This is a genomic window from Escherichia sp. E3659, assembly GCF_005781135.1.
Lineage (GTDB): Bacteria > Pseudomonadota > Gammaproteobacteria > Enterobacterales > Enterobacteriaceae > Escherichia.
This window is the reverse complement of sequence record NZ_VATQ01000044.1, coordinates 37,694-64,506: the sequence shown is the minus strand read 5'-3', so window position 1 is coordinate 64,506 and position 26,813 is coordinate 37,694. Positions and strand designations below refer to the sequence as shown.

23 protein-coding genes are annotated in these 26,813 nt (G+C 49.4%); 9 read left to right on the top strand and 14 right to left on the bottom strand.

Features of this window, described 5'->3' with window-relative positions:
- Nucleotides 1–53 precede the first annotated feature (53 nt).
- Complete coding sequence (locus FEK47_RS22570; protein ID WP_001300891.1) at nt 54–389, bottom strand: zinc ribbon domain-containing protein YjdM; 336 nt, start codon at nt 387–389, stop codon at nt 54–56.
- A 398-nt stretch (nt 390–787) separates the two neighbouring features.
- On the opposite strand from FEK47_RS22570, the gene crfC reads away from it, so the two are divergent.
- The 4 genes from crfC to pmrR all read left to right on the top strand — a co-directional run bounded on the left by crfC (nt 788) and on the right by pmrR (nt 5,860).
- Nucleotides 788–3,016 carry a clamp-binding protein CrfC gene (gene crfC, locus FEK47_RS22565; RefSeq protein WP_135486774.1) on the top strand — a complete coding sequence of 743 codons (2,229 nt, stop codon included), beginning with the start codon at nt 788–790 and terminating at the stop codon, nt 3,014–3,016.
- Nucleotides 3,013–3,891 carry a diguanylate cyclase regulator RdcB family protein gene (locus FEK47_RS22560; protein ID WP_135486773.1) on the top strand — a complete coding sequence of 293 codons (879 nt, stop codon included), beginning with the start codon at nt 3,013–3,015 and terminating at the stop codon, nt 3,889–3,891. The genes crfC and FEK47_RS22560 overlap by 4 nt, the downstream gene beginning before the upstream one ends.
- 262 nt (nt 3,892–4,153) lie before the next feature.
- Complete coding sequence (gene proP / locus FEK47_RS22555) at nt 4,154–5,656, top strand: glycine betaine/L-proline transporter ProP (RefSeq protein ID WP_130216781.1); 1,503 nt, start codon at nt 4,154–4,156, stop codon at nt 5,654–5,656.
- A 114-nt stretch (nt 5,657–5,770) separates the two neighbouring features.
- Entirely contained in the window at nt 5,771–5,860 is a 90-nt protein-coding gene (gene pmrR, locus FEK47_RS22550) for an LpxT activity modulator PmrR (protein ID WP_074399408.1), read from the top strand.
- Here pmrR and pmrB read toward each other — a convergent pair.
- The 7 genes from pmrB to melR form a co-directional block, all read right to left on the bottom strand.
- Entirely contained in the window at nt 5,836–6,936 is a 1,101-nt protein-coding gene (gene pmrB / locus FEK47_RS22545) for a two-component system sensor histidine kinase PmrB (RefSeq protein ID WP_167854648.1), read from the bottom strand. The genes pmrR and pmrB overlap by 25 nt on opposite strands.
- Nucleotides 6,937–7,605 (bottom strand): two-component system response regulator BasR, encoded by a 669-nt coding sequence (gene basR / locus FEK47_RS22540; protein ID WP_064525700.1) that lies wholly within the window; start codon nt 7,603–7,605, stop codon nt 6,937–6,939.
- Nucleotides 7,602–9,245, bottom strand: coding sequence for a phosphoethanolamine transferase EptA (eptA, locus tag FEK47_RS22535; RefSeq protein ID WP_135486772.1), 1,644 nt, complete (start codon nt 9,243–9,245; stop codon nt 7,602–7,604). The genes basR and eptA overlap by 4 nt, the downstream gene beginning before the upstream one ends.
- A gap of 104 nt (nt 9,246–9,349) precedes the next feature.
- Nucleotides 9,350–10,687 (bottom strand): arginine/agmatine antiporter, encoded by a 1,338-nt coding sequence (gene adiC, locus FEK47_RS22530; protein ID WP_130216777.1) that lies wholly within the window; start codon nt 10,685–10,687, stop codon nt 9,350–9,352.
- Nucleotides 10,688–10,823: 136 nt separating this feature from the next.
- On the bottom strand, nt 10,824–11,585 hold the full coding sequence (gene adiY, locus FEK47_RS22525) for a DNA-binding transcriptional activator AdiY (RefSeq protein WP_130221796.1): 762 nt from the start codon (nt 11,583–11,585) through the stop codon (nt 10,824–10,826).
- A 333-nt stretch (nt 11,586–11,918) separates the two neighbouring features.
- Nucleotides 11,919–14,186: an arginine decarboxylase gene (gene adiA, locus FEK47_RS22520; RefSeq protein WP_135486778.1), complete on the bottom strand. Its 2,268-nt coding sequence runs from the start codon at nt 14,184–14,186 to the stop codon at nt 11,919–11,921.
- Nucleotides 14,187–14,384: 198 nt separating this feature from the next.
- The gene (gene melR, locus FEK47_RS22515) at nt 14,385–15,293 is read right to left on the bottom strand and encodes a transcriptional regulator MelR (protein ID WP_130258485.1); all 909 of its coding nucleotides are present in this window, start codon (nt 15,291–15,293) and stop codon (nt 14,385–14,387) included.
- 282 nt (nt 15,294–15,575) lie between these two features.
- On the opposite strand from melR, the gene melA reads away from it, so the two are divergent.
- Nucleotides 15,576–16,931: an alpha-galactosidase gene (gene melA, locus FEK47_RS22510; RefSeq protein ID WP_135486771.1), complete on the top strand. Its 1,356-nt coding sequence runs from the start codon at nt 15,576–15,578 to the stop codon at nt 16,929–16,931.
- Here the strand turns inward: melA and FEK47_RS22505 are convergent.
- The 5 genes from FEK47_RS22505 to FEK47_RS22485 form a co-directional block, all read right to left on the bottom strand.
- Nucleotides 16,928–17,578: a DUF2238 domain-containing protein gene (locus FEK47_RS22505; protein WP_135486770.1), complete on the bottom strand. Its 651-nt coding sequence runs from the start codon at nt 17,576–17,578 to the stop codon at nt 16,928–16,930. The genes melA and FEK47_RS22505 overlap by 4 nt on opposite strands.
- Before the next feature lie 122 nt (nt 17,579–17,700).
- The gene (fumB, locus tag FEK47_RS22500) at nt 17,701–19,347 is read right to left on the bottom strand and encodes a class I fumarate hydratase (RefSeq protein ID WP_138183378.1); all 1,647 of its coding nucleotides are present in this window, start codon (nt 19,345–19,347) and stop codon (nt 17,701–17,703) included.
- 77 nt (nt 19,348–19,424) lie between these two features.
- Complete coding sequence (gene dcuB / locus FEK47_RS22495; protein WP_000899528.1) at nt 19,425–20,765, bottom strand: anaerobic C4-dicarboxylate transporter DcuB; 1,341 nt, start codon at nt 20,763–20,765, stop codon at nt 19,425–19,427.
- Between the two features lie 556 nt (nt 20,766–21,321).
- Complete coding sequence (gene dcuR / locus FEK47_RS22490; protein WP_073511157.1) at nt 21,322–22,041, bottom strand: two-component system response regulator DcuR; 720 nt, start codon at nt 22,039–22,041, stop codon at nt 21,322–21,324.
- Nucleotides 22,038–23,669 (bottom strand): sensor histidine kinase, encoded by a 1,632-nt coding sequence (locus tag FEK47_RS22485; RefSeq protein WP_130221792.1) that lies wholly within the window; start codon nt 23,667–23,669, stop codon nt 22,038–22,040. Before FEK47_RS22485 ends, dcuR begins: the two co-directional genes overlap by 4 nt.
- Before the next feature lie 179 nt (nt 23,670–23,848).
- On the opposite strand from FEK47_RS22485, the gene yjdI reads away from it, so the two are divergent.
- From yjdI to ghoT, 4 genes are all read left to right on the top strand, one after another.
- Nucleotides 23,849–24,079 carry a 4Fe-4S mono-cluster protein YjdI gene (gene yjdI, locus FEK47_RS22480; protein ID WP_130216765.1) on the top strand — a complete coding sequence of 77 codons (231 nt, stop codon included), beginning with the start codon at nt 23,849–23,851 and terminating at the stop codon, nt 24,077–24,079.
- A gap of 11 nt (nt 24,080–24,090) precedes the next feature.
- On the top strand, nt 24,091–24,363 hold the full coding sequence (locus FEK47_RS22475; RefSeq protein WP_000405647.1) for a GNAT family N-acetyltransferase: 273 nt from the start codon (nt 24,091–24,093) through the stop codon (nt 24,361–24,363).
- A gap of 218 nt (nt 24,364–24,581) precedes the next feature.
- A complete protein-coding gene (gene ghoS / locus FEK47_RS22470; RefSeq protein WP_130205929.1) occupies nt 24,582–24,878 on the top strand; it encodes a type V toxin-antitoxin system endoribonuclease antitoxin GhoS in 297 nt (98 codons plus the stop codon).
- Nucleotides 24,879–24,905: 27 nt separating this feature from the next.
- Entirely contained in the window at nt 24,906–25,079 is a 174-nt protein-coding gene (gene ghoT, locus FEK47_RS22465) for a type V toxin-antitoxin system toxin GhoT (protein ID WP_064525730.1), read from the top strand.
- A 118-nt stretch (nt 25,080–25,197) separates the two neighbouring features.
- Here ghoT and lysS read toward each other — a convergent pair whose 3' ends face one another.
- The gene (gene lysS, locus FEK47_RS22460) at nt 25,198–26,715 is read right to left on the bottom strand and encodes a lysine--tRNA ligase (RefSeq protein ID WP_135486769.1); all 1,518 of its coding nucleotides are present in this window, start codon (nt 26,713–26,715) and stop codon (nt 25,198–25,200) included.
- Nucleotides 26,716–26,813 lie beyond the last annotated feature (98 nt).

The window sequence follows — 26,813 nt, the reverse complement described above, 5'->3', positions numbered from 1 at the left end:
AGGCCATAACAGTATCTACGGATCATGTGCCAACATTACATTGAGCAATACAATCAGTTCTTTTTCACAAACTCAGATTTCAGTTTCATCGGACCAAAACCGTCGATTTTGCAATCGATGTTATGGTCGCCTTCAACCAGGCGGATGTTTTTCACTTTGGTACCGATCTTCAGCATCGAAGAGCTACCTTTCACCTTCAGATCTTTAATGATGGTAACGCTGTCGCCGTCAGCCAGCAGGTTGCCGTTAGCATCTTTAACGATCAGCTCGTCACTTTCCTGTGCAGGTTCTGCGTCGTTCCATTCGTAGGCGCATTCCGGGCAGATGTACATGCCGTTATCTTCGTAAGTGTATTCGGAGTTGCATTTTGGGCAGTGTGGTAATGACATGTGGTTTTCCTCAAAAGTCAGCGGGGCAAAAGCGCCAAAAAACGGCAGATTGCCGAAAAAGGCCGCAATTATACACAAAATCCCTGAGTTTGTCGGGGGTACTGCTGATTTTAGACGACGATCGTTTTCATTTGAAAGAGAAGGCAAAAAGAAAATAATCTTTTTGCCTCAGTTTATTATTTGAGATAAGGTTAACTTTATTCTTGTTCTTTTTTTAATTTAATTGTTTTTTATCTTTCTGACGTTTTAAACGTGTCGGAAGAGACTTCGTCATTCTAATAAAAACAACAAATTAAATATAAATTATTTCCCGCAGTAATTATAAAAGCCGAAAACAGAACTAAAAAACGATCTGGCTAAATAAAAGTAATAAAATTTGCTTTAAGGAAGAACTTTCCATGTGCACACAGACAATATATGAGTTAAGTCAGGAGGCGGAACGTCTGTTACTGCTTTCCCGACAACAGTTGCAGTTACTGGAAAAAATGCCTCTCACTGTACCTGGAGAAGTGGCGCCGCCTCTGACTTTACCCTGGAGTCAGCATAATATCGTCGAGCGCCACGCGATGCTGAATAATGAGCTGCGTAAAATTTCCCGTCTGGAAATGGTGCTGGCGATTGTCGGCACTATGAAAGCAGGGAAATCAACCACCATTAATGCCATTGTTGGCACTGAAGTTCTTCCTAATCGCAATCGCCCTATGACTGCGCTGCCAACGCTTATTCGCCATACGCCGGGGCAAAAAGAACCCGTGCTGCATTTTTCACATGTCGCGCCAATTGACCGTTTAATCCAACAATTACAACAGCGCCTGCGTGATTACGATATTAAGCATCTGACCGATCTGCTGGAAATAGATAAAGATATGCGTGCACTTATGCAGCGGATCGAAAATGGCGTCGCTTTCGAAAAATATTACCTGGGCGCCCAGCCTATTTTTCATTGTCTGAAAAGTTTGAATGATTTGGTGCGCATGGCGAAAGCGCTGGACGTTGATTTTCCTTTTTCTGCTTACGCCGCCATTGAACATATTCCGGTGATTGAAGTGGAGTTCGTCCATCTGGCGGGGCTGGAAAGTTATCCGGGGCAGTTAACATTACTGGATACTCCCGGGCCAAACGAAGCCGGGCAACCACATCTGCAAAAAATGCTTAATGAGCAGCTGGCGCGTGCTTCTGCGGTGCTGGCGGTGATGGATTATACGCAACTGAAATCGATCTCCGATGAAGAGGTGCGCGCGGCGGTTATGGCCGTCGGCAAGTCAGTACCGCTGTATGTATTGGTCAATAAATTCGATCAGCAGGATCGTAACAGCGACGATGCCGAACAGGTGCGGGCGCTGATTTCCGGGACGTTGATGAAAGGCTGTGTTACGCCAGGGCAGATATTTCCGGTATCGTCGATGTGGGGCTATCTGGCGAATCGGGCGCGCCATGAGTTAGCTAGCAGCGGCAGGTTGCCCGATCCTCAACAGCAACGCTGGGTGGAGGATTTTGCTCATGCGGCGCTCGGCAGGCGCTGGTGTAACGCGGATCTGGAGGATATCGACCATATTCGCCATGCAGTTGAGCAATTGTGGGAAGACTCGTTATTCGAACAGCCGGTGCAGGCGTTGCTTCATGCCGCGTATGCCAACGCGTCGTTGTACGCTCTGCGTTCTGCCTCGCATAAATTGTTGAATTACGCCCAGCAGGCGCGGGAGTACCTTGATTTTCGCGCCCACGGCCTGACTGTCGCCTGCGAGCTATTGCGGCAAAATATCCACCAACTCGAAGAAAATTTGCAGCTATTGCAACTCAATCAGACGCAGGTGAGCGGTGAGATTCAACATGAAATAGAGCTGGCCCTGGCATCAGCCAACGACTTTTTGCGTCAGCAGCAAGAGCAGGTGAATGCCCAGTTAGCCGTGCTGTTTCAACATGATTCGTGGCCATTAAGCGAGATTCGTACTCGCTGCGAGACACTGCTACAGACGGCACAGACCCAAATCAGCCGGGATTTCACGCTGCGTTTTGCTGAACTGGAATCCACCCTTTGCCGGGTACTAACCGATGTTATTCGACCCATTGAACAACGGGTTAAAGTGGCATTGAGTGAGTCTGGGTTTCGCCCTGGATTTGAGTTTCCTGTTTTTCGCAGTGTGGTTCCCCACTTCAATACTCGTCAGCTATTCAGCGATGCAATATCACTCCAGGAAATACCGGATGAGCAGGTCACCCGTTTAGGTGTTGTACGTGAGACTTTCTCGCGCTGGTTGAATCAACCAGACTGGGGACGGAGTAGTGAGAAATCCCCGACGAAGACCGTTGATTACAGTGTGCTACAACGTACGTTAACCGAAGAAATTGACCTCTATTGCCAACAAATGGCTAAAGTTTTAGCGGTTCAGGTCGATGATTCTGTCACGGCAGGAATGAGCACATTTTTCGCTGATTTCGCTGTATGTTTGACGGAATTACACACGCGTTTACGCGAAAGTCTGGCTTTGCGACAGCAAAATGAATCCGTGGTGAAAATTATGCAGCAGCAATTGCAGCAGACTGCAACAACGCACGGCTGGATTTATACGGACTCTCAGTTGTTACGCGATGATATTCAAACCCTTTTCACGGCAGAACAGTATTGACAAAGACGTTACTGGACGGCCCCGGTCGCGTGCTGGAGTCGGTTCATCCCCGCTTTTTAGTGGATCTGGCGCTGGGCGATGATACCCGCCATCCGCAAGCCCATCAGCAGCAGTTTCGTGAACGACTGATGCAGGAGATCCTTGCTCGCACACAGCTTCAGACGTGGGCGAATGCCGGAATGTTAAATGCGCCGCTTAGTCTACGCCTGGCATTGGTGGAAAAACTGGCGGCAATGCTTGACCCCGGTCATCTGGCGTTGACACAGATCGCACAATATATGGCGTTACTGCAAAAAAGGGATCTCCGCCCACAATCCGCTTTCCCGGAACTCCAGCAGCAAATTACTGCTTTATATGAGTGGTTTTCCGCTCGTTGTCACTGGAAGGAAAAAGCCTTAACGCAACGAGGGTTACTGGTGCAGGCGGGCGAACAGAGCGAGCAAATTTTTACTCGCTGGCATGCCGGTGCGTATGACAGTTGGTCGCTGCCTGGACGTTGTTTCATCGTTCTGGAAGAACTGCGTTGGGGGGCGTTTGGCGATGCCTGCCGTCTGGGAAGTCCGCAAGCGGCAGCGTTGTTGCTTGATGATTTGCGCGTGAAAGCGACGCAATATCTGGCTGAAAGTATCAACGCGGCACCGACTACTCGTCATTATTACCACAAGTGGTTCACATCATCTACAGCTCTAAGCGGTGGGGAACATGCTGACTTTTTAGGTTGGTTGGGTAAGTGGTCCGATGCAGATAAACAGCCCGTTTGCTGGTCGGTGACCCAACGTTGGCAAACTGTCGCGGTAGGGATGCCACGGCTCTGTTCAGCACAACGTCTGGTGGAGGCCATGGTCGAGGAAATCTTCTCTGTAAATCACGTGTAAATAATCAGTTACATTGGTGAGTGTTTAACGAAATTCATATGTGAAGTTGATCACAAATTTAAACGCTGGTAGGGTAAAAAGGTCATTAACTGCCCAATTCAGGCGTCAACTGGTTTGGTTGTACAATTCTTAATCGGAACGTGTAAGTAAACCCGCTACGCTTGTTACAGAGATTGCACCCTGCAATTCCCGCTTCCCTTTTGCGGGCGCCACGTTATTTGCCTGACGTGTGCGGAAATGGGCTTACTCTGCGAGGAAAGCTATGCTGAAAAGGAAAAAAGTAAAACCGATTACCCTTCGTGACGTCACTATTATTGATGACGGTAAACTGCGCAAAGCCATTACCGCAGCATCGCTGGGTAATGCAATGGAATGGTTTGATTTTGGTGTTTATGGTTTTGTTGCCTACGCGTTAGGTAAGGTCTTTTTCCCGGGGGCTGACCCCAGCGTGCAGATGGTTGCTGCACTTGCCACCTTCTCCGTTCCCTTTCTGATTAGACCGCTTGGCGGGCTCTTCTTCGGTATGTTGGGCGATAAATATGGTCGCCAGAAGATCCTTGCGATCACCATTGTGATTATGTCGATCAGTACGTTCTGTATTGGCTTAATACCGTCCTACGCCTCTATTGGTATTTGGGCTCCGATTCTGTTGTTGATCTGTAAGATGGCGCAAGGATTCTCGGTGGGGGGCGAATATACCGGGGCGTCGATATTTGTTGCGGAATACTCCCCTGACCGTAAACGCGGCTTTATGGGCAGTTGGCTGGATTTCGGCTCTATTGCCGGGTTTGTGCTGGGTGCGGGCGTGGTGGTGTTAATTTCGACCATCGTCGGTGAAGAAAACTTCCTCGACTGGGGCTGGCGTATTCCGTTCTTTATCGCTCTGCCTTTAGGGATTATCGGGCTTTACTTGCGCCATGCGCTGGAAGAGACGCCTGCTTTCCAGCAACATGTTGAGAAACTGGAGCAGGGCGACCGGGAAGGTCTGCAGGATGGTCCGAAAGTCTCGTTTAAAGAGATTGCTACCAAACACTGGCGCAGCCTGTTGACGTGTATTGGCCTGGTGATTGCCACCAACGTCACTTACTACATGCTGCTGACCTATATGCCGAGTTATTTGTCGCATAACCTGCACTACTCCGAAGACCACGGAGTGCTGATTATCATCGCCATTATGATTGGTATGCTGTTTGTGCAACCGGTGATGGGGCTGCTAAGTGACCGTTTTGGCCGTCGTCCGTTTGTGATCCTCGGTAGTGTTGCGCTGTTTGCGCTGGCGATCCCGGCGTTCATCCTGATTAACAGTAATATCATCGGCCTGATTTTCGCCGGGTTGTTGATGCTGGCAGTGATCCTTAACTGCTTTACGGGTGTTATGGCCTCAACGCTGCCAGCGATGTTCCCGACGCATATCCGTTACAGCGCGCTGGCGGCGGCATTTAATATTTCGGTGCTGATTGCCGGTCTGACGCCAACGCTGGCGGCCTGGCTGGTAGAAAGCTCGCAGGATCTGATGATGCCCGCCTATTATCTGATGGTCGTGGCGGTGGTTGGTTTAATCACCGGTGTAACCATGAAAGAGACGGCGAATCAGCCATTGAAAGGTGCGACGCCAGCGGCGTCAGATTTACAGGAAGCGAAGGAAATTCTCGTCGAGCATTACGATAATATTGAGCAAAAAATCGAGGATATTGACCACGAGATTGCCGATTTGCAGGCGAAACGTTCTCGCCTGGTGCAGCAACATCCGCGTATTGATGAGTAATCTGAAATGGATGGCCTGCTGCGACGCTGTCTTATCAGGCCTGCAACCTAACTCTTAAGGTTCACTTAATCTCTGACGCGCATACTCTCCTCCAGGTTAACGGAGGAGAGTGCAATGAAAAACCGTATTTATGAACGTTTAACTACCGTGTTCAGCGTGCTGGTAGTCAGCAGCTTTCTTTATATCTGGTTTGCCACGTACTGATCTTTCTTCAGCCGTACCCAGGCACGCGTGCCGGAGGTTTCTTCCCGGTTTTGCAGGAAAAACTGCCCGTGATGTAACTGCGTGATGCGGCTGACAATACTTAATCCCAGACCAATTCCGCCATAACGGCTGTCCATTCGTACAAACGCTTTGCTTAACTCCCCGCATTTACTCTCATCAATACCTGGCCCTTCATCTTCAACCGCCATTACCGCACCGCCATCTTCTTGCAGCTTAATCATAATGTTGCTGCCTTGTGGGCTGTAACGATGGGCGTTTTCCACCAGGTTTCGCAATAGCATCCGCAGCAGGGTAGCATCGCCCGGGACGGTGATGTCGGCTGCGCTTTCTGGCAACAGCAAGGTTTGCTGACGCTGGTCGAGCATGGTACTTAACTCGTCATACGAGGGCAGAATGACATCTTCCAGCAGTTTTACATGCTGATAATTACCGGATGAAAATGACTGACCCGCACGCGCCAGTTGTAACAACTGGGAGACGCTCTCCATCATCTGATCAAGCCGCGCCACTAACGGTGCTACATCAATGTGATGCGTTTTCGCCATCAACTCCAGATGCAAACGTACCCCCGCCAGCGGCGTTCGCAGTTCGTGAGCGACGTCAGCGGTAAACAACCGTTCGTTATCCAGCGTGCTGGTCAGGCGAGATACCAGATCGTTCAAAGCCGAAACCACCGATTCGATTTCGAGAGTGGCACTGTGAATGGCAATGGGCGTTAAGTTGTCGGCGGTACGCGCTTCCAGCTCTTTTTGCAACTCCGCCAGCGGACGGGTGATGCGCCGTACCGCCTGATAGCAGATGAATAGCGTCAGGCTGACCATAAATACGCCGGGGACAATCAGGCTGGCAACCGCTTCGCGGATCTCACGCATGATGTGGCGATCGTTGTTGCGATTGTCGCGTAACGCCTGCTCAAATAGCTGAATCTGCTCGGTACTCTCATGCCATAGCCAGAAGACGCTGATCAGCTCAAACACCAGCAGAATGGCCCCGATGGTCAATATTAGCCGCTGACGTAGCGATATTGGACGACGCAAAAAACGCATCAGATTCAATTAGTTCTCCTCATTTACGACCAGCATATAGCCAAAACCGCGTACGGTACGGATGCGCGACTTACCCACTTTATCGCGCAGGTTGTGGATATGCACTTCCAGGGTGTTGGTCGAGGGTTCGTTATCCCAGTTATAGATGTCGTTGTAGAGAATTTCCCGATGTACCGGACTGCCTGCTTTGAGCATCAACCGCGACAGCAGAGCATATTCTTTCGGCGTCAAAATCAGTTCTTCACCGCCCATCCATACCTGACGGCGCCCCATATTCAGCGTCAGGTTGCCAACAATCAGCTCACTTTCGCCCTGATTATTATGGCGTCGCAGCAGGGCGCGGATGCGGGCGTGTAACTCTTCCAGCGCAAAAGGCTTCACCAGATAGTCGTCAGCCCCGACATCCAGCCCGGCGATTTTGTCGGTCAGAGTGTCGCGGGCGGTGAGGATCAGCACCGGCAGGGTGTATTTTTTCTGCCGGATACGGGCGAGAAAATGCAGTCCATCTTCGTCGGGTAACCCTAAATCCAGTACCACCAGGCTGTAATGACCGGCTTCAAGGCTTTGTTCCGCCATCCGCGCGGTCGTGACGCCGTCGCAGGCGTAGCCTTCCGTTTGTGCCGCCAGAATCAGGCCCTGCAATAACAGCGTATCATCTTCAACAATCAGAATTTTCATTCACTCACTCTCCTGCAAGTTTGCAGAATATCATCCGCGGCCTGGTAATACTTCGTCTCAACACCGGTTAATCCCAACAGCGTTGAGAATAAATTGTCTTGTGAATAGTGCTGCGTTTGCGCCTGTTTTTGCAGGCAGTTCTGGTCAACCTGATACCGCTTTTGATAATCCTCTGACAGCCACAGCAGCATTGGCACCTGTTTTTGGCTATCCGGGGCGATGGCATATGGCAGGCCGTGCAGATAGATGCCATTTTCACCTAACGATTCACCGTGATCAGAAAGATAAACCAGGCTGGTGGTAAATTTATCCTGATGTTCTTTCAGCAGATTAATCGCTTTATCAACAATATAGTCGACGTAGACCAGTGTGTTGTCGTAAGTGTTCACCAGTTGTTCTTTCGAGCAGGTTTGGATCTCGTTGGTGTCGCAAGTGGGGGTAAATTTCCTGAACTGCGGCGGATACCGGTTGTAATAGGTCGGACCGTGGCTGCCGATGGTGTGTAAGACAATCACGCCATCACCTTGCAGATTATTGATGTACTCTTCCAGCCCGTGGAACAGCACCTCGTCATAGCATTCGCCGTTGATGCACTGACCAGGCAAGTTCAGCGCAGTGACGTTCTGGTGAGGCACGCGGTCGCAGACGCCTTTACAGCCGCCATCGTTATCATTCCACAGTACATTAATGCCCGCCCGTTGGATGATATCCAGAACACCTTCCTGATGCTGCGCCAGTTCTTCCTTGTAATGCTCACGCGGCATATCCGAGAACATGCATGGCACTGAAACTGCCGTTGCTGTGCCGCAAGACGCGGTATTGGGGAAATAGACCACGTTATCTTTCGCCAGCCGTGGGTTAGTTTCACGCGGGTAACCGTTGAGCGAGAAGTTCTCCGCCCGCGAAGTTTCACCGACGATCAAAATGGTCAGATTTTTACGTTTCTCATTTTGCATTGACGGGGCGCGGTGAGCATCCTCACCAATGCGCACCAGCGGCAGATTTGCCAGTCGCTGGTGGGAATACCATGACCAGCTGGCGACAATGCTGTTAGACGGGCTTAAGGACTTCACCAGCTCTTTGTTGTTGCGAAACAGCGAGGCGTAGTCTTTATAAAACAGCGCGGCAACCAGCAGAATCAGCAGCACAGAAATCAGGATATTAGCCCCACGGAAAAGAACGCTGCGCAGGCGTGAGTTGGCGGGTTTAATTTTGATCCAGCAGGCTATCAGCGCCGCAAGTACGCCGCTTAACCCCAGCGTTAATAACATTTGTGGTGTCATCAGCGCATAACTTTCTGCCGGAGTGGTATCAATAATATTGGCAATCATCGAGCGGTCGATGACGATGCCATAGGTCATGATGAAATATTGCGCCGACGCGCCGACCAGAATAAACAGGCATGCCAGCGGGCGATTAAGCCATAAGAAAGAGCCTAGTGTCAGAACAATATTCATCACACTAAACGCGACGACTGGCATTGATAAGAAAACCAGTACGTTATGCAGTGAATCCAGCGGTAACGCCTGCAACACTTGTTTAAAAAAGGCAATATTCAGGCAGATAGAGATATAAAAAGCAGCCAGCAATAGCCAGGCGAGTAAATTCAAAGAGGGTCTTTTTAGAAGGCGCTTCAACATCACGGTGTTTCCATCGAACAAAGTGCGCATATGTTCGCAAAGCAAAGTTAAGCCAACCTTAAGTTCTTAAGGTTGGCTTATGCGTGTGCGGGATTAAGGGGGACTTAATCTTTACTGATCGGTGCATCTAAAGGATAGGGGTTTTTATGCATCCGGTTGTAGTTCAGCGCATACATGGCTGTGATCACCATGAGAGTGACGAATGACCACATGACCTCTTGTGCGCCAGAACCGACCACCGCCCAGATACAGTAAAGGAAGGCGATAGTTGTGATGGTCAGGTACGCCGGGCGCGCTTTGCCAAAGTGACCGTGACCTAAAAGCAGTAAAGCGGCACAGGTGTAAAGATAAGGCACGAGGGTAAAGATTACCGATACGGAAGACACCAGACCAAACTCTTTGGTGGCGTTTGGCGAGATGCTACTGAACTGGAAGATAGTCATCAGAATACCAACGATAATCAACCCGGCAACCGGGGTTCCCGCTTTGTTAACGCGGGCAAAAATGGGGGGGAACAGGCCGTCATCGGCAGCTGCTTTCGCCGTTTGCCCGGCCAGTAGTGTCCAGCCGCCCAGCGAGCCTAAGCAACCTGCCGCTGCGCAGAAGGAGACAATGGCCCCAGCGGTATCACCTAGCGCCATCCGCGCTGCATCGCCAAAAGGTGAGGCGGAAACGCGCAGCGCGGCATTAGGGATCATCCCCATAATTGCAGTGGTCGAGAGCACATAGCAGACGGCGGCAATCAACACCCCGCCAATGGTGGCGATAGGCACGTTGCGTTTCGGGTTTTTCACTACGCCCGCCGCAACGGAAGCACTTTCTACCCCGATAAACGACCACAACGTGACGTTTAAGGTACTTTGAATCGCACCGAAAGTACCCTGCCCACTCACGTTCCAGGCTGCCATATACGTTTCACTGTGGAACCAGAACCAGCCGAATACTGCAATCCCGACAATGGGGATCAGCGCCAGCACAGTGGCGACAGCCTGTACGCGGGTGATCATTTTTGGACCGACGATATTAAGCAGAACGAAGATCCACAGCACCACCACGCAGGTGATGGTTAATACCAACGGATCTTTGAGGATAGGGAAGAAGTAGCTTAAATACCCCACGCCAATGACCACCATGGCAATATTGCCGATCCAGCAGGCCAGCCAGTAGAGAACGTTTGTTTGATACCCGAGGAAAGGGCCAAAGCAGCGGCGCGCGTAGGCATATGAACCGCCAGGGCTGGGATCAAGGAAAGACATTTTGGCGTAGACCATCGACAAAGCCAGCGCACCGATAATCGTCACCAACCAACCATATATGGCTATCCCGCCTGTCGAGGCCAGGTTTGCAGGTAACAGAAAAACCCCTGACCCCATAATATTCCCCGACACCATCAGGGTGACGGGGATTAAGCCCACTTTGTGAGCGTCAGCATCCGAAGACATAATTAAACTCCTGCGAAGGCGAGCTTCGTGACAATAAATTACGTCATATCATACGCCTACACTCGCGCGTTGAATTATCCTCAACCGGGTTATCGCTGATGCTGTTATTAATATAGCTCTTCGTTCAGGTTATAAATCAGGCGACAGAACGTTCTCTGTGCTGACTAACATAATGGAGAGGCGTCATACCATAGAAGTCTTTAAATACAGATATAAAATAGGAAGTGCTGTTGTAGCCGCAGGATTGTGATACCTGTGAGATATTTTTGCCGTCCATCATTAATTCATTTACGGCATAACGCATACGGCAGGTGGTGATTATTTGGCTATAACTGGTGTTTTCACTTTTCAGTTTTTTCTTTAACAGGCTTGGGCTTAGACATAAACAGCTGGCTACCATACTAAGATTCCAGTCTTTATGAATATCGCTTTCAATTATTTGATAAACGCTATCACTTACACAATTACGTAACATATACATCATAAGAGAAAGGAATTTTTTACTGTCGAGAAAGCGTGACAGCACAGTGAATAATAATGCACGAGTGCGTTCTTTTTCTGACTCTGTTTCAGCGGGCATCATGCTATGTTGAGCAGCGACGCGAAAGAGGTCCAGTGTCAGGCATGGTAAGGCCAGGACTGGTGTGGCGCTTCGTTGCCAGACGGGTATTTTTGAGAGATCTTTATTCAGAAAACGGAGGTAATCTTTGATGATGTTATGACTAATATGCGCAACCAAAGTGTTATTAAGTGAGGAGACATCAATAATATTATTTTCACAACTTAATAACGCCATGTGGTTAGCCTTCAGGCTTATAGGTTCTTTCCCATTCACCCTTAACCAGACATCTTTTTCAGTCAATAAAACAATACAAGGTTGGTCGCTGCAAATCCTCATACATGTACTCCTGAATGCAAATAAAAGACCCGTTTTCGCCAGGAAGAGCGATACGGGGAAATGGTTATATAATTGTATGACGAATCAAAACATGCATAAAAATAACGTGTTTTACTAATATTACAAATTTTTATAGTAATTTCTCATGTACAAAAAATTTTACATGCTGAAAAAGTGTAAATAACAGGCAAAAAAAAGCGCGGGGTGGGACCGCGCAAAAAGTATGGCATTTTTGTTTGCAGCAATTTTTATGAAAACGTTGCCATACTCAAAAGGCCTCAGGCCAGGCGGCGTAATGTTATTAAAACAATTACGCCTTCAGCGGAATAGTGGTTACGCTTTCACACACATCACATGGTAAATACCGTCAATAATTTCGGTACCTTCAGTTTCGTGTTCGAAACCAGGGAAATGATGATCCCAGGATTGTAGTGAGCGTAAATAGCTTACCTGCGGACTGTTTTTATCGCCGAAGTTTTCACCAGAGAGCAGCATTGGGATTCCTGGCGGATACGGGATGACAGAGTTCGCCGCAATACGTCCCGGCAGGTTTTCAATGGATACCAGTTCGACGTTGTTATCGACAATCGCGTTGTAGGCTTCACGCGGGGTGATTTCAGCCACCGGCAGGCCAGAATAGGCTTCGTTCAACCGTGCGCCTGGGTTGTTTTCTTTCAGCCAGGCAAACATTTTGTCACCCAGATCGTGAATACCCATATTCGCGTAAGTGTCAGGATATTGTTCAGCAAGTTCCGGCATCACCTGCGCCAGCGGTGTATTAGCGTCGTAGTGGCGTTTGAAAGAGCAAAGTGTGTTAACCAGAGTTCCCCATTTCCCACGGGTTACGCCCATAGAGAACAGGAACATAATCTGGAAGTCAGTGGTGCGGGTTGGCACAATGCCGTGACGACCAAGCCAGGCGGTGACCAGTGCGGCAGGTACGCCAGTCTCTTCCAGTTCGCCGTCTTCTCCCATCCCCGGTGCGAGGATGCTGACTTTAATCGGGTCGAGCATACTCCAGTTATCCGGAATATCTTTGAAGCCGTGCCAGCTTTCGCCTGGATGCATTACCCAGCAGTCCTGAACGGTGGTCAGCAGTTTGCTCGGCGCGTCGGCAAAGTCATAGGTTTTGCCAGTTTCCGGGTCGGTAACCACTTCTTTATTCCACGGTTTGAAGAACCAGCTACCGTCAGCGGTGAACTCTTTATACAGCCGCGCCATCGCCTGACGGAAATCAACCGCTTCGTCGATCACTTCCTGCGTCAGTGACAGGCCGCTGTTGCCGTCCATCATCGACACCGCCACGTCGTTGGATGCGCAGATGGCATACAACGGGGAAGTGGTGGCATGCATCATGTAGGCCTGATTAAAGCGGGAGAAGTTGATCGCGCCACGGCCTTCGCGCACATGAATGTAAGACGCCTGCGACAGCGCATTCAGCAGTTTGTGAGTGGAGTGGGTAGCGAACACGGTTGGGCCGTTATGATCGCCAGGTTCACCGCGCATGGCATAGTGATCGGCATAGATCGGATTAAAGCGCGCATAACCGTACCAGGCTTCGTCGAAGTGCAGACGATCGGAGGTTTTTTCCAGCAGATCCTGCGCTTCTTTGGCGTTGTAGCATACGCCGTCGTAGGTGCAGTTGGTGACCACGCAGTAAGAGGGTTTTTGCCCAACTTTATCTTTGGTCAGCGGGCTTTCGCTGATTTTCTTCTGTAAAGTTTCAGGCTGCATTTCCTGCGGGTAGATTGGCCCGATAATGCCGTAGCGGTTGCGGCTTGGCACCATGTAGACCGGTTTCGCGCCAGTCAGCATTAAGCCTTGTTCGATGGATTTGTGGCAGTTACGGTCAACGACCACCACATCGTTATCGGTCATGCAAGCCTGCATGATAGTGCGGTTAGAGCCGGAAGTCCCGACGACGACTGACCAGGAACGATCGGCGCCAAATACGCGCGCGGCATATTTTTCACTTTCGCCAAATGCGCCAGTATGGTCAAGTAAAGAACCGAGGGAAGTTCTTTCGATACCCATGTCGGTACGGAACAGATTTTCACCATAATAGTCATGGTAGAAACGTCCGGCTGGCGTTTTGGTGAAGCCAACGCCGCCCTGGTGGCCCGGTGCAGCCCAGGAATACTCGTGGATGTCGCTATATTTCATCAGCGCGCTGAACAGTGGCGGCAACAGTTGCTGGCGGTAGCGGGTCATCGCGGCAACGGCGCGTCCGGCGATAAAGTCGGCGGTATCTTCCAGAATCCAGGCGAATTCATCGACAAGCTCCAGCAGGTCGCGATCCATTGCGGCGAGGGCTTTTTCCCGATCGCCTAACAGGAATACCGGCACATTTTGCTGGCGTTCGTGAAGCTTACCGATCAATTCTCTGACGTTTTGATGTTCGTCCGGATGTTCCATTTGATAGCTGAACATCAGACAATCAATGGCCTCATTTGAAGAGAGAATGGCAAAGCCGTCATCAAATGAGGTTGATTTAATGACAGTGACATTTTGCTGGCTTAAGGCATTCGCCAGACGCTCAACGGCGTTACCGACCCAGGTGTCCTGATGGAGAAACTCGCTTTCAACAATTAATACTTTCATCATTGCTTACCCGGTTATGAAGGAATCTTCGTTGCGGGCAAGTATCTTCTGGGTATTTCAGGCTGTAAAGCGAGTAAAAAACAGTCGCTTTTGTTTTTTTTATTTTTATAAACAAACAATTACATTGATTTCTAAAGTTGTTTTCACTGCTTATTATCGACAGCTAAACTATTTTTTTGGCTGATACTGATATCATCTTTATCCGGGAAGCGTCTGGCGGTGTTGTTGGCTAAGTTTGCGGTATTTTTGCGGCGACATGCCGACATATTTGCCGAACGTGCTGTAAAAGCGGCTGCTCGAACGAAAGCCTGCTGTCAGGGCAATATCGAGAATACTTTTATCGGTATCGCTCAGTAACGCGCGAACGTGGTTGATGCGCATCGCCGTAATGTACTGTTTCATCGTCAATTGCATGACCCGCTGGAAGATCCCCATCGCATAGTTGGCGTTAAGTTTGACGTGCTCGGCCACGTCGTTAATGGTTAGCGCTTGATCATAGTTTTCTGCAATAAAGCCCAACATCTGGCTGACATAAAACTGTGCATGACGCGAGACGCTGTTTTTGTGCGTAGGCGAGGTTTTATTGACCAGAACTGGCTCCCAGCCAGAGAGACTAAATCGCTTGAGCATCAGGCCAATTTCATCAATAGCAAGTTGGCGAATTTGCTCGTTTGGGCTGTTGAGTTCCTGCTGCCAGCGACGCACTTCAAACGGACTAAGCTGCTGTGTCGCCAGTGATTTGATCACCATACCGTGAGTGACGTGGTTTATAAGGTCTTTATCCAGCGGCCAGGAGAGAAACAGATGCATCGGTAAATTAAAAATTGCCATGCTCTGACAGGTTCCGGTATCTGTTAGCTGATGTGGCGTACAGGCCCAGAACAGCGTGATATGCCCCTGATTGATCTTCACTTTTTCATTGTTGATCAGATATTCCACATCGCCATCGAAAGGCACATTCACTTCGACCTGACCATGCCAGTGGCTGGTGGGCATGATATGCGGTGCGCGAAACTCAATCTCCATTCGCTGATATTCTGAGTACAGTGATAGCGGGCTGCGGGTCTGCTTTTCATCGCTGCTGCACATAAAGTTATCAGTATTCATGGATGGCTCTCTTTCCTGGATTATCAGAATTATGACATGAGTGGGGGAGGATGACTGCGAATGGGAGCACGGTTTTCACCCTCTTCCCAGAGGGACGCGGGGACCGTCCTAGCATAAGGAGGCCGAAATCTCTGCTTTTCAGTTAATTTATTCCCATAAACTCAGATTTACTGATGCTTCACTCAGGATCTGAGTTTATGGGAATGCTCGACGGGGAAGCCGGAAGTTTTCTGTGGTATCGCCTGCCATGATGAAGACATTCAAGCAAGCCTGGAGATCTGAATGATGTCTGCACCCAAAATTACATTTATCGGCGCTGGTTCGACAATTTTCGTTAAAAATATTCTTGGTGATGTGTTTCAGCGTGAGGCGCTGAAAACGGCGCATATCGCTCTGATGGACATTGATCCCACACGGCTGGAAGAGTCGCACATTGTGGTGCGCAAGCTGATGGATTCAGCAGGGGCCAGCGGCAAAATCACCTGCCACAGCGAACAGAAAGAAGCCTTACAGGGCGCCGATTTTGTGGTGGTGGCGTTTCAGATTGGCGGTTATGAACCCTGCACAGTGACTGATTTTGAGGTCTGTAAGCGCCACGGTCTGGAACAAACCATTGCCGATACGCTGGGGCCGGGCGGCATTATGCGTGCGCTACGTACCATTCCGCACTTGTGGCAGATTTGCGAGGACATGACGGAAGTTTGCCCCGATGCCACCATGCTCAATTACGTTAACCCGATGGCGATGAATACCTGGGCGATGTATGCCCGCTATCCGCATATCAAACAGGTGGGGCTGTGCCATTCGGTGCAGGGAACGGCGGAAGAGCTGGCCCGCGACCTGAATATCGATCCGTCCACGCTGCGTTATCGTTGCGCAGGTATCAACCATATGGCGTTCTACCTGGAGCTGGAGCGCAAAACCGCAGACGGCAGTTACGTGAATCTCTACCCGGAACTGCTGGCAGCGTATGACGCAGGCCAGGCACCGAAACCGAATATTCATGGTAATACTCGCTGCCAGAATATTGTGCGCTATGAAATGTTCAAAAAGCTGGGCTACTTCGTCACGGAGTCGTCAGAACATTTTGCCGAATACACGCCGTGGTTTATTAAGCCAGGTCGTGAGGATTTGATTGAGCGTTATAAAGTGCCGCTGGATGAGTACCCGAAACGCTGTGTTGAACAGTTGGCGAACTGGCATAAAGAGCTGGAGGAGTATAAGAACGCCTCCCGGATTGATATTAAACCGTCGCGGGAATATGCCAGCACAATCATGAACGCTATCTGGACCGGTGAGCCGAGTGTGATTTACGGCAACGTCCGTAACGATGGTTTGATTGATAACCTGCCACAAGGATGTTGCGTGGAAGTAGCCTGTCTGGTTGATGCTAATGGCATTCAGCCGACCAAAGTCGGTACGCTACCTTCGCATCTGGCCGCCCTGATGCAAACCAACATCAACGTACAGACGCTGCTGACTGAAGCCATTCTCACCGAAAATCGTGACCGTGTTTACCACGCCGCAATGATGGACCCGCACACCGCCGCCGTGCTGGGCATTGACGAAATTTATGCCCTGGTTGACGACCTGATTACCGCTCACGGCGACTGGCTACCTGGCTGGTTGCACCTCTAAGGTGTAATAGCGTCCGGCGCTCTGGTGATTAAGCCATAGCGCCGTAACTGGCGGCAGTGAAGACGAGCGAGCAATATCACTGTCGTTAATGCGCCAAGCAACGCACAGAACATATCGGATTGCGTGTCCCACTGGTCGCCCTGCGTACCGAGAAAATCATCCGCTCCCTGGCCCATCGCCAGTGCCGCCCACCACTCGATCAACTCATACATGGCGCTTATCGCCAGCGCTACGCAGCAGACCAGGAACGCCACCATTTTACGTCCGCGCACGTACATCCCGCGCACGAGAATTTCTCGTGCCACCAGTGCAGGCACCAGCCCCTGGAAAAAATGCCCCAGCTTGTCATACGGATTACGGCTCAACCCTAACCATTCCTGCACGTCAAAACCGATGGGGACTTTCGCATAGGTGTACTGCCCGCCGACCATCAGGATGATGGCGTGAAAGAAGATGAGCGTATAGAGCAGCGGCGTTAACGGGTAACGTCTGGCGGTGGCAAGCAGTAGCGGCACGACGATAATCACCGGTGTCACTTCCATCAGCCAGGTGAGTTTGTCATGGGCCGAAATGCCGGTATAAATCAGGATTAACGTTAGCGCCAGTGCGCCGGTGTTAAGAATTAACGGCTTAAGTGTGCGGATCATGGTGAGTTCGCAAGTCAGGGAAAATACTGACTATTCACCAGCAAGCGTGAAATTACAATCGCAAAAGAGGTGGCCCAGGGGGATCACCTGGCAGCATGCTGCCAGGCGCTGGGCCGAAGAGGTTACTTAGTGCAGTTCGCGCACTGTTTGTTGACGATCTGCTGGAAGAAGTCGTTGCCTTTGTCATCGACCAGGATAAACGCCGGGAAATCTTCTACTTCGATTTTCCAGATAGCTTCCATACCCAGCTCCGGATAAGCGACACATTCCAGATGCTTGATGCTCTGCTGCGCCAGTACCGCCGCCGGACCACCGATGCTACCGAGGTAGAAGCCGCCGTGTTTATGACACGCGTCGGTAACCTGCTGACTGCGGTTACCTTTCGCCAGCATGATCATGCTGCCGCCGTGGGATTGCAGCAGATCCACGTAGGAGTCCATACGACCTGCGGTGGTTGGGCCAAGTGAACCTGATGGATAACCGGCAGGGGTTTTCGCCGGACCCGCGTAGTAGATCGGGTGATCTTTGATGTACTGCGGCAGTTCTTTACCGGCGTCAATCAGCTCTTTCAGCTTGGCGTGCGCAATATCGCGACCCACGATAATGGTGCCGGTGAGCGACAAACGAGTGGAAACCGGATATTGCGAAAGCTGGGCGAGAATCTCTTTCATCGGGCGGTTAAGGTCAACTTTCACCGCTTCGCCTTCACCCGCCTGGCGCAGTTCTTCCGGAATGTACTGGCCTGGGTTGTGTTCCAGTTTTTCGATCCAGATACCTTCGCGGTTAATTTTCGCTTTGATGTTACGGTCAGCGGAACAGGAAACGCCCATACCGACCGGGCAGGAAGCGCCGTGACGCGGCAGGCGGATTACGCGGATATCGTGAGCAAAATATTTACCGCCAAATTGCGCGCCGAGGCCGAGTTTCTGAGCTTCTTCCAGCAGTTCCTGTTCCAGCTGGACATCGCGGAACGCCTGACCGTGTTCGTTCCCTTCGGTCGGCAGTTCATCGTAATAGTGAGCGCTTGCTAACTTGACAGTTTTCAGGTTGGTTTCCGCAGAAGTGCCGCCAATCACAAACGCGATATGGTACGGCGGGCAGGCTGCGGTACCGAGGGTGCGCATTTTCTCGACGAGGAAGTTTTTCAGTTTACCCGGAGTCAGCAGGGCTTTGGTTTCCTGGTAGAGATACGTTTTGTTGGCAGAACCGCCGCCTTTGGCGACGCAGAGGAATTTATATTCATCGCCATCTACCGCGTACAGGTCGATTTGCGCAGGCAGGTTAGTGCCGGTGTTGACCTCTTTGTACATGTCCAGCGCCGCGTTTTGCGAGTAGCGCAGGTTATCTTCGATATAGGTGTTGTACACGCCTTTCGACAGCGCTTCTTCATCACCGCCACCGGTCCATACGCGCTGACCTTTTTTACCAACAATGATCGCGGTGCCGGTATCCTGGCAGGTCGGTAGCACGCCTTTAGCAGCGATTTCGGAGTTTCTCAAGAATTGCAGCGCCACGTATTTATCGTTCTCGCTGGCTTCTGGGTCGTGAAGAATAGAAGCAACCTGTTTCTGGTGTGCCGGGCGGAGCATGAAAGAGGCGTCGTGGAAGGCTTGCTGCGCCAGCAGGGTCAGGGCTTCTGGTTCCACTTTCAGGATGGTTTCGCCATTGAATTCGGCAACGCTAACGTAATCGGAAGTGAGCAGATAGTATTCGGTGTTGTCTTTCCCCATCGGGAAAGGCGCCTGGTAGATAAATGGTTTGTTTGACATAGCTTCCAGCCTGTAACTCTGTATTTGTTATACGAAAATGGCGTGCCGCACAGCGACGGGCGGCACGCAAAGTGCATTTATAAGAACCCGTACATCGCGGCGAAGATCCAGCCAAAGACGCAAGATACGCTCACGCCAATCAACCCTGGCAGAATAAAGCTGTGGTTGATGACGAAGCGACCGATGTGGGTGGTGCCGGAACGGTCAAACTGAATCGCTGCCAGATCGCTCGGATAGGTCGGCAGGATGTAATAACCGTAGCAAGCCGGTGCTGAAGCCACGATGTAAGCCGGGTCAACGCCAATCGCCAGTGCGACAGGAACAATCGCCGCCAGCGCCGCGGCCTGGGAGTTTACAAACTTGGAAACCAGCAGCAGAACAATGGCATAGGCCCACGGATACTCTTTCACCATTTCGCCCAGTACGCCCTGAATTTCAGACATATGCGCACCGAACATGGTTTCTGCCATCCATGCGATACCGTACACCGCCACGATGGCGATCATACCGGAACGGAAGACTTCGTTTTTTGAGATAGACGCGGGATTGGTTTTGGTCAGGATAATAATCAGTGCGCCGGTTAGCAGCATAAACATTTGAATAACCAGCACCATCGACAGCGGTTTGCCGCCGAAGGACGGACGCAGGTCCGAATCAGCACCGAGAAGTGCGACCACGGCAATTGCCCCGAGGAAGATCCACATTGCCAGCCAGTTGCTTTTCGGCAGTTTTTTATCCAGCAGCGTCGCGGTGTCACCGTAAACGTACTCACGGTTTTCTGGAACAGAGATGAATTTCTGGAACTCTTCGTCTTTATCCAGATCTTTACCGCGGAACCAACTGAAAATACCGATCGCCAGGATACCGAGTAACGTCGATGGAATGGTGATTGCCAGCAGGTCGAGGAACTCAAGGTGACGACCATCAAAGGTAACGTTACCCAGCATTGCGACCAGTGATACTACCGCAACCGACACCGGACTGGCGATAATCCCCATCTGTGCACCGATAGAACTTGCCGCCATCGGACGTTCCGGACGGATATTGTTCTTAATTGCCACGTCGTAGATGATTGGCAGGATGGTGTAAACCACGTGACCTGTACCGCAAAGAATGGTCAGCGTACAGGTAACAAACGGCGCGACAATGGAGACATATTTCGGATTGCGGCGCAGCAGTTTCTCGGCAATTTGCAGCATGACGTCAAGGCCGCCCGAGGCTTGCAACGTGGCCGATGCCGCCACCACCGCGATGATAACCAGCATAACATCAACCGGTGGTTTACCTGGCTGAAGATGGAAGACGAACACCAGAATGACGAGGCCGATACCGCCTAATAAACCTAGCGCGATACCGCCCTTTCTGGCGCCATAGAACAGACATATCAATATTATGATAAGTTGGATAGTAAATAACATTTGTGAACCCTCGCGATAATCCCATTTAAATTTCTACTGAATAGAACGCAGTCTCGTTCTGTTTGTATGAACTTTTTTCAGAGCCTGACTAATATCCTTTTGGTCGTTACTGGCCTGAGTAATTACTTCACAGTGAATATTGGCTGATTCAGGCAGCAATAAATTAATACACTGTGATAAGCGACTTTTTCAGAGAAAAATACTCTCTGGCGATGGGGTTATAGTTTGTGCTGCGCAGATGTTAATAGTTTGTTTTCTACTATCTTATTGATATTTATTGGTATATTTTTTGTTCTAATGGCGGTTGTAGATTATTCTGATCTACCCATTTATGGGTAAAAATACACATAATGCGGGTGACATAATAGTTAATTAACTTTTGTTAGCGTTTTGAAATTAAAAACACTATTTATCCTAAAGAATATTAAATCGATGAAATGAGAAGGGGATAATTATATTTGATCTGGCACAAGTTTTACTGATGGACGATGTAACTTGTGCCAGTGCTCTTTTGCATTACTGCAATAATTGTTACTTGCGGATAACCAATGGTGCGTTATTGGCAATATTGTTTCAGTAATGAGTAATGTTCCGCTTGAATACGGTAACGGTAAACCGGACGACCTGTGACGCCATAATGGATGCTGGTAAATAAGATGTGGCAGTTGACCAGCCAGATCAGGTACTTGCGGCAGGAAACGCGCGAGATGTTCACCTCGTTGGCCAACTCGTCGGTTGAAAACTCATAGTCCTGATGCGCGTCAATCCACTGGCACAGCGTGCGTAACGTCTGCGGCGTTAAGCCTTTTGGCAAGCGACGAGGATCCTGCTCGTTGGAGCTGCTGCCGTGGATTAGCTGATCCAGCTCGGCCTGGTCATAATACTGATGTTTTTCCAGTGCCATTTTCTTTTGTCGCCAGCCGGTGAGTGCCTCTTCAAAGCGTGATGCCTGGAAGGGTTTTATCAGGTAATCAACAACGCCGTAATGCAGCGAATCTTTAATCGTCGCGGCATCGGCGGCGGAAGAGATGACTATCACATCGCTTTTGCAGCGAGCGTTATGCAGTACCGGAAGTAAATCGAGCCCGTTCTCCTTCTGCATATAGATATCGAGCAATATCAGGTCAATAGACGTGTCGCTGTTGAAAATTATCTCTTTGGCTTTTTCCAGTGTCGAGGCCGTTCCGCAGCATTGAAAGCCTGGGATCTGCGCCACGTATCGGCGATTCAGCTCCGCCACCATTGCGTCGTCATCGATAATTAATACATTGATCATTTGCTCGACTTCTCCCCGTCCCAGGGTATCTGGACAAAAAATTGTGTGAAAATCCCGGGTTCCGATTCTACGGCGATACTGCCGTCGAGATTTTCTACCTGTTGTTTGACAAGAGCTAAACCGACGCCTCGTTCGCTTCCTTTTGTCGAGACACCTTTGTCAAAAATGTGATCGATTTTGTCGGGTGCGATCCCCGGTCCATCATCGTTAACTTCACAGTGCAGCCAGCCGTGACGGTAGTGCAATGTTACGCTAATTTCGCCTCCGGGTTCCGGCCCTAATGCCTCCAGCGCGTTTTCTATCAGATTTCCCAACGTGGTAATCAGCGTCGCGACCTGGTCTTCACTGCCGCTGTCGGGTAACTGGCTTTCGCTGTTTAAAATCAGCGTATGGCCTAAATCGGTCGCGCGGTTAATCTTGCTGATTAAAAAACCAGCGATAACCGGCGATTTGATCTTGCCCAACAGAGAGCCAATCTCTTCCTGATAGTTATTGGCTGTTTTGAGAATGTAATCTTCCAACTGCTTATAACTCTTCAGATGCAATAATCCGAGAATCACGTGCAATTTATTCATAAATTCGTGGGATCGTTCACGAAGTGCGTCAGCATAGTTGACCAGACCATCCAGTCGCTGCATCAGTTTACGTACTTCAGTTTTATCCCTGAAGGTTGAAATGGCACCGATGATAACGCCATTACTGCGCACCGGAACGGTGTTGATCAGTAATAGCCGATCTTTGACGGTAATCTCTTCGTCGCGGCGCGGCGTACCGTCGCGTAACACTTCCGAGACATCTACTACCTGTGACCACGAGTGGCTTAGCGTCGATAGTTTCTCATCGTCCTGCGACTTACGGTAATTCAGCAATTCTTGTGCGGCATCGTTGATCAGCGTGACTTCGCCGCGATCGTCCACGGCAACGACGCCTTCTTTGATAGACTGCAACATGGCCTGGCGTTGCTCAAACAGTGTGGATATTTCGTAGGGTTCCAGGCCGAAAAGGATTTTTTTCAGCACCTTAACCAGAATGCAGGTTCCGATGAGGCCGACCAGCATGCCAAATAACACCGACCAGATAATGCTCCAGCGACTGTCATTGATCTGTTGGGTCACGCGGCTTAACTCAAGGCCGATCGCCACCACGCCAATCTGTTTATTATTCTCATCATAGATGGGGGTAAATACGCGTAAAGCCTGCGCCAGAAAACCGCGATTGATAGCGACATTTTCTTCGCCATTCAGCGCTTTAAGGATGTCATCACCTTTAAATGGCTGACCAATACGTTGGGCTTCAGGATGCGAGTAGCGAAGACTTTGCATATCGGTAACGACAATAAACAGCAGATCGTTACGTTTGCGCACGGCTTCCGCGATGGCCTGGATCCCGCTCTCCTGCGGTTTTTTCTGCAAGCCCTGACGGATTTCCGGCGAATCGGCAAGGGTACGCGCCACCGCCAGTGCCTTGTTGGCCAGTCCGTCTCGCGTCATATCACTGATTTGCGAGAAGTAAATCAGATGCACCACCAACAGCACCGAGAACAGCACCGCGCTGACCATTAAGATCACTGTGGTACTCAATTTCATCGGACGTTTGCGTAACTTGCGGTAGGGCAATGAATGTCTCATCAGCTTCCTTGTGTGACAAATTTCTTAAGCATTATCTCTGATGAGGCAGGTAATTCAAAGGGAGTAAGAATAATTGGCTATATAGGGGGAGAGGCTCTGGAAACTGAAACTGCCGGTGCTGTATGAAGATTCCGGGCTATGCTTATTGCGAAAACCATACTGATGAGAGAGGGAAGGTCATGGATCAGGATCTACTGGACGGTGGTTATCGCTGCTATACCGGCGAAAAGATCGATGTCTGGTTCAACACTGCAATATGTCAGCATTCTGGCAATTGCGTACGTGGCAACGGCAAGTTATTTAATCTCAAGCGTAAGCCGTGGATCATGCCGGATGAAGTGGACGTCGCCACTGTAGTGAAAGTGATTGATACGTGCCCGAGCGGCGCGCTGAAATACCGTCATAAATAAGCGAGGGGAAAATGGAAATACGTGAAGGCCACAATAAATTTTACATCAATGACGAGCAGGGTAAGCAAATCGCTGAAATTGTCTTTGTGCCGACTGGAGAGAATTTAGCGATTATCGAACATACCGATGTTGATGAAAGCCTGAAAGGGCAAGGGATTGGTAAACAGTTGGTTGCGAAAGTCGTGGAAAAAATGCGCCGGGAAAAACGAAAAATTATCCCACTGTGCCCATTTGCGAAACACGAATTTGATAAAACGCGTGAGTATGATGATATTCGCAGTTGATGGGGTAACGATATTTTTCATGCTCTGCGTAATGTGATGCGGGGGAGTATCTGAAAGGTCGGGGGATGCACAAAGAATGGTCAGAGAGAGCGTTTTCTTGTCCCAAGTCATCCCCTTTAGTGAGCAAAAAAAAAAGAATATCTCCTATATGAGAATCATCAATCGGGGTTAATAAACTTTGCATCCCCAGGGCATTTAATATTGATAGGAGTCTTATTATGGAAGGTAAGAAAAAGTTCAATACTTATGTCGTTTCTTTTGATTATCCATCATCTTATTCCTCAGTTTTCTTAAGGTTAAGATCATTGATGCATGATATGAACTTCTCCTCTATAGTGGCTGATGAATATGGAATACCACGACAATTGAATGAGAATTCTTTCGCAATAACGACATCATTAGCCGCAAGTGAAATTGAAGATTTAATCAGGATCAAATGCTTAGACTTGCCAGATATTGATTTTGACCTCAACATTATGATAGTTGATGACTATTTCCGTCAGTTTTACAAGTAGCCAGGAAGGATAAGAAGAACATAAAAAATGACACTATTCTCTAAAATATTAATTTTTTATGTGATTGGTGTGAACATATCCTTTGTCATTATCTGGTTTATCTCACATGAGAAAACACATATTCGTTTACTTAGTGCATTCCTGGTAGGAATAACCTGGCCAATGAGTCTGCCTGTGGCATTACTTTTTTCTCTCTTTTAGGAGTTGTGGTTGAGTGGATCCGCTGGTTATCTTGAAACGAAGCGTCTCTCCTCAAAAATTGATTTGCGGAACGACGAACGAAGCAGTCGCCTGGCTGCTTCGTTCATTAAAGTGAAACTTATTTCTGTGGACGCATCGCCGGGAAGAGAATAACGTCGCGAATAGTATGACTGTTAGTAAACAGCATAATCATTCGGTCGATACCAATTCCCAGACCTGCGGTTGGCGGTAGACCATACTCCAGCGCAGTCACGTAATCTTCGTCGTAGAACATCGCTTCGTCGTCACCTGCAGCTTTGGCGTTAACCTGTTCCTGGAAACGTTCAGCCTGATCTTCTGCATCGTTTAATTCGCTAAAACCATTACCGATTTCACGACCACCGATGAAGAATTCAAAACGGTCGGTGATTTCCGGGTTAACATCATTACGGCGCGCCAGCGGTGACACTTCTGCCGGATACTCAGTAATAAAGGTTGGCTGAATCAGATGTGCTTCTGCAACTTCATCAAAGATTTCGGTGACAATACGTCCCAGCCCCCAGCTTTTCTCTACTGTAATACCGATAGATTCAGCTAATGCTTTAGCGGCATCAAAATTATCCAGGTCGGCCATCTCAGTTTCTGGACGATATTTTTTGATTGCTTCGCGCATGGTGAGTTTTTCAAACGGTTTGCCGAAATCAAACACATGCTCGCCATAAGTGACTTTAGTGGTACCCAGTACCTCTTGTGCCAGGGTGCGGAACAGTGACTCTGTCAGTTCAATCAAATCGTGGTAATCCGCATACGCCATGTAGAGTTCCATCATCGTGAACTCAGGATTATGACGAACAGAAATACCTTCATTACGGAAGTTACGGTTGATTTCGAATACCCGTTCAAAACCACCTACAACCAGACGTTTCAGATACAGCTCCGGCGCGATACGCAGATACATATCTAAATCCAGAGCATTATGATGGGTAATAAACGGGCGAGCAGATGCCCCACCTGGAATTACCTGCATCATCGGGGTTTCTACTTCCATAAAGCCGCGCGCGACCATGAACTGGCGGATAGCGGCCAGAATTTTTGAACGGACAACAAACGTTTGACGGGATTTATCGTTAGCGATGAGGTCCAGATAACGTTGACGATAACGGACTTCCTGATCCTGCAGACCATGGAATTTATCTGGTAAAGGACGTAGTGCTTTAGTCAGCAGGCGTAACTCAGTACAGTGAATGGAAAGCTCACCCGTTTGCGTCTTAAACAGCGTACCGCGGGCACCGATAATGTCACCCAGGTCCCATTTTTTAAACTGATCGTTATAAACACCTTCTGGCAGGCTATCTCGTGCAACGTACAGTTGAATACGGCCACCTACATCCTGCAATGTTACAAAGGAGGCTTTCCCCATGATACGACGGGTCATCATTCGGCCAGCAACCGAGACTTCAATGTTTAAGGATTCCAGTTCCTGGTTATCCTTCGCATCAAACTCTTCGTGCAACTGGTCAGAGGTATGGTTGCGGCGAAAATCATTGGGAAACGCCACACCTTGCTGACGCAGTGCTGCCAGTTTTTCGCGACGATTTCTCATTTCATCGTTAAAATCAATAGCCTCATTGGCTCCCTGTGTTTCTTGTTCAGACATTTTGGTTCCTCTTAATCCAGCTTTCAATTTAGCGTAGATAAAGAGACAGATCGGTACACTGTATTATCTGCCTCGACTATTAATAACTCAGTTTATCT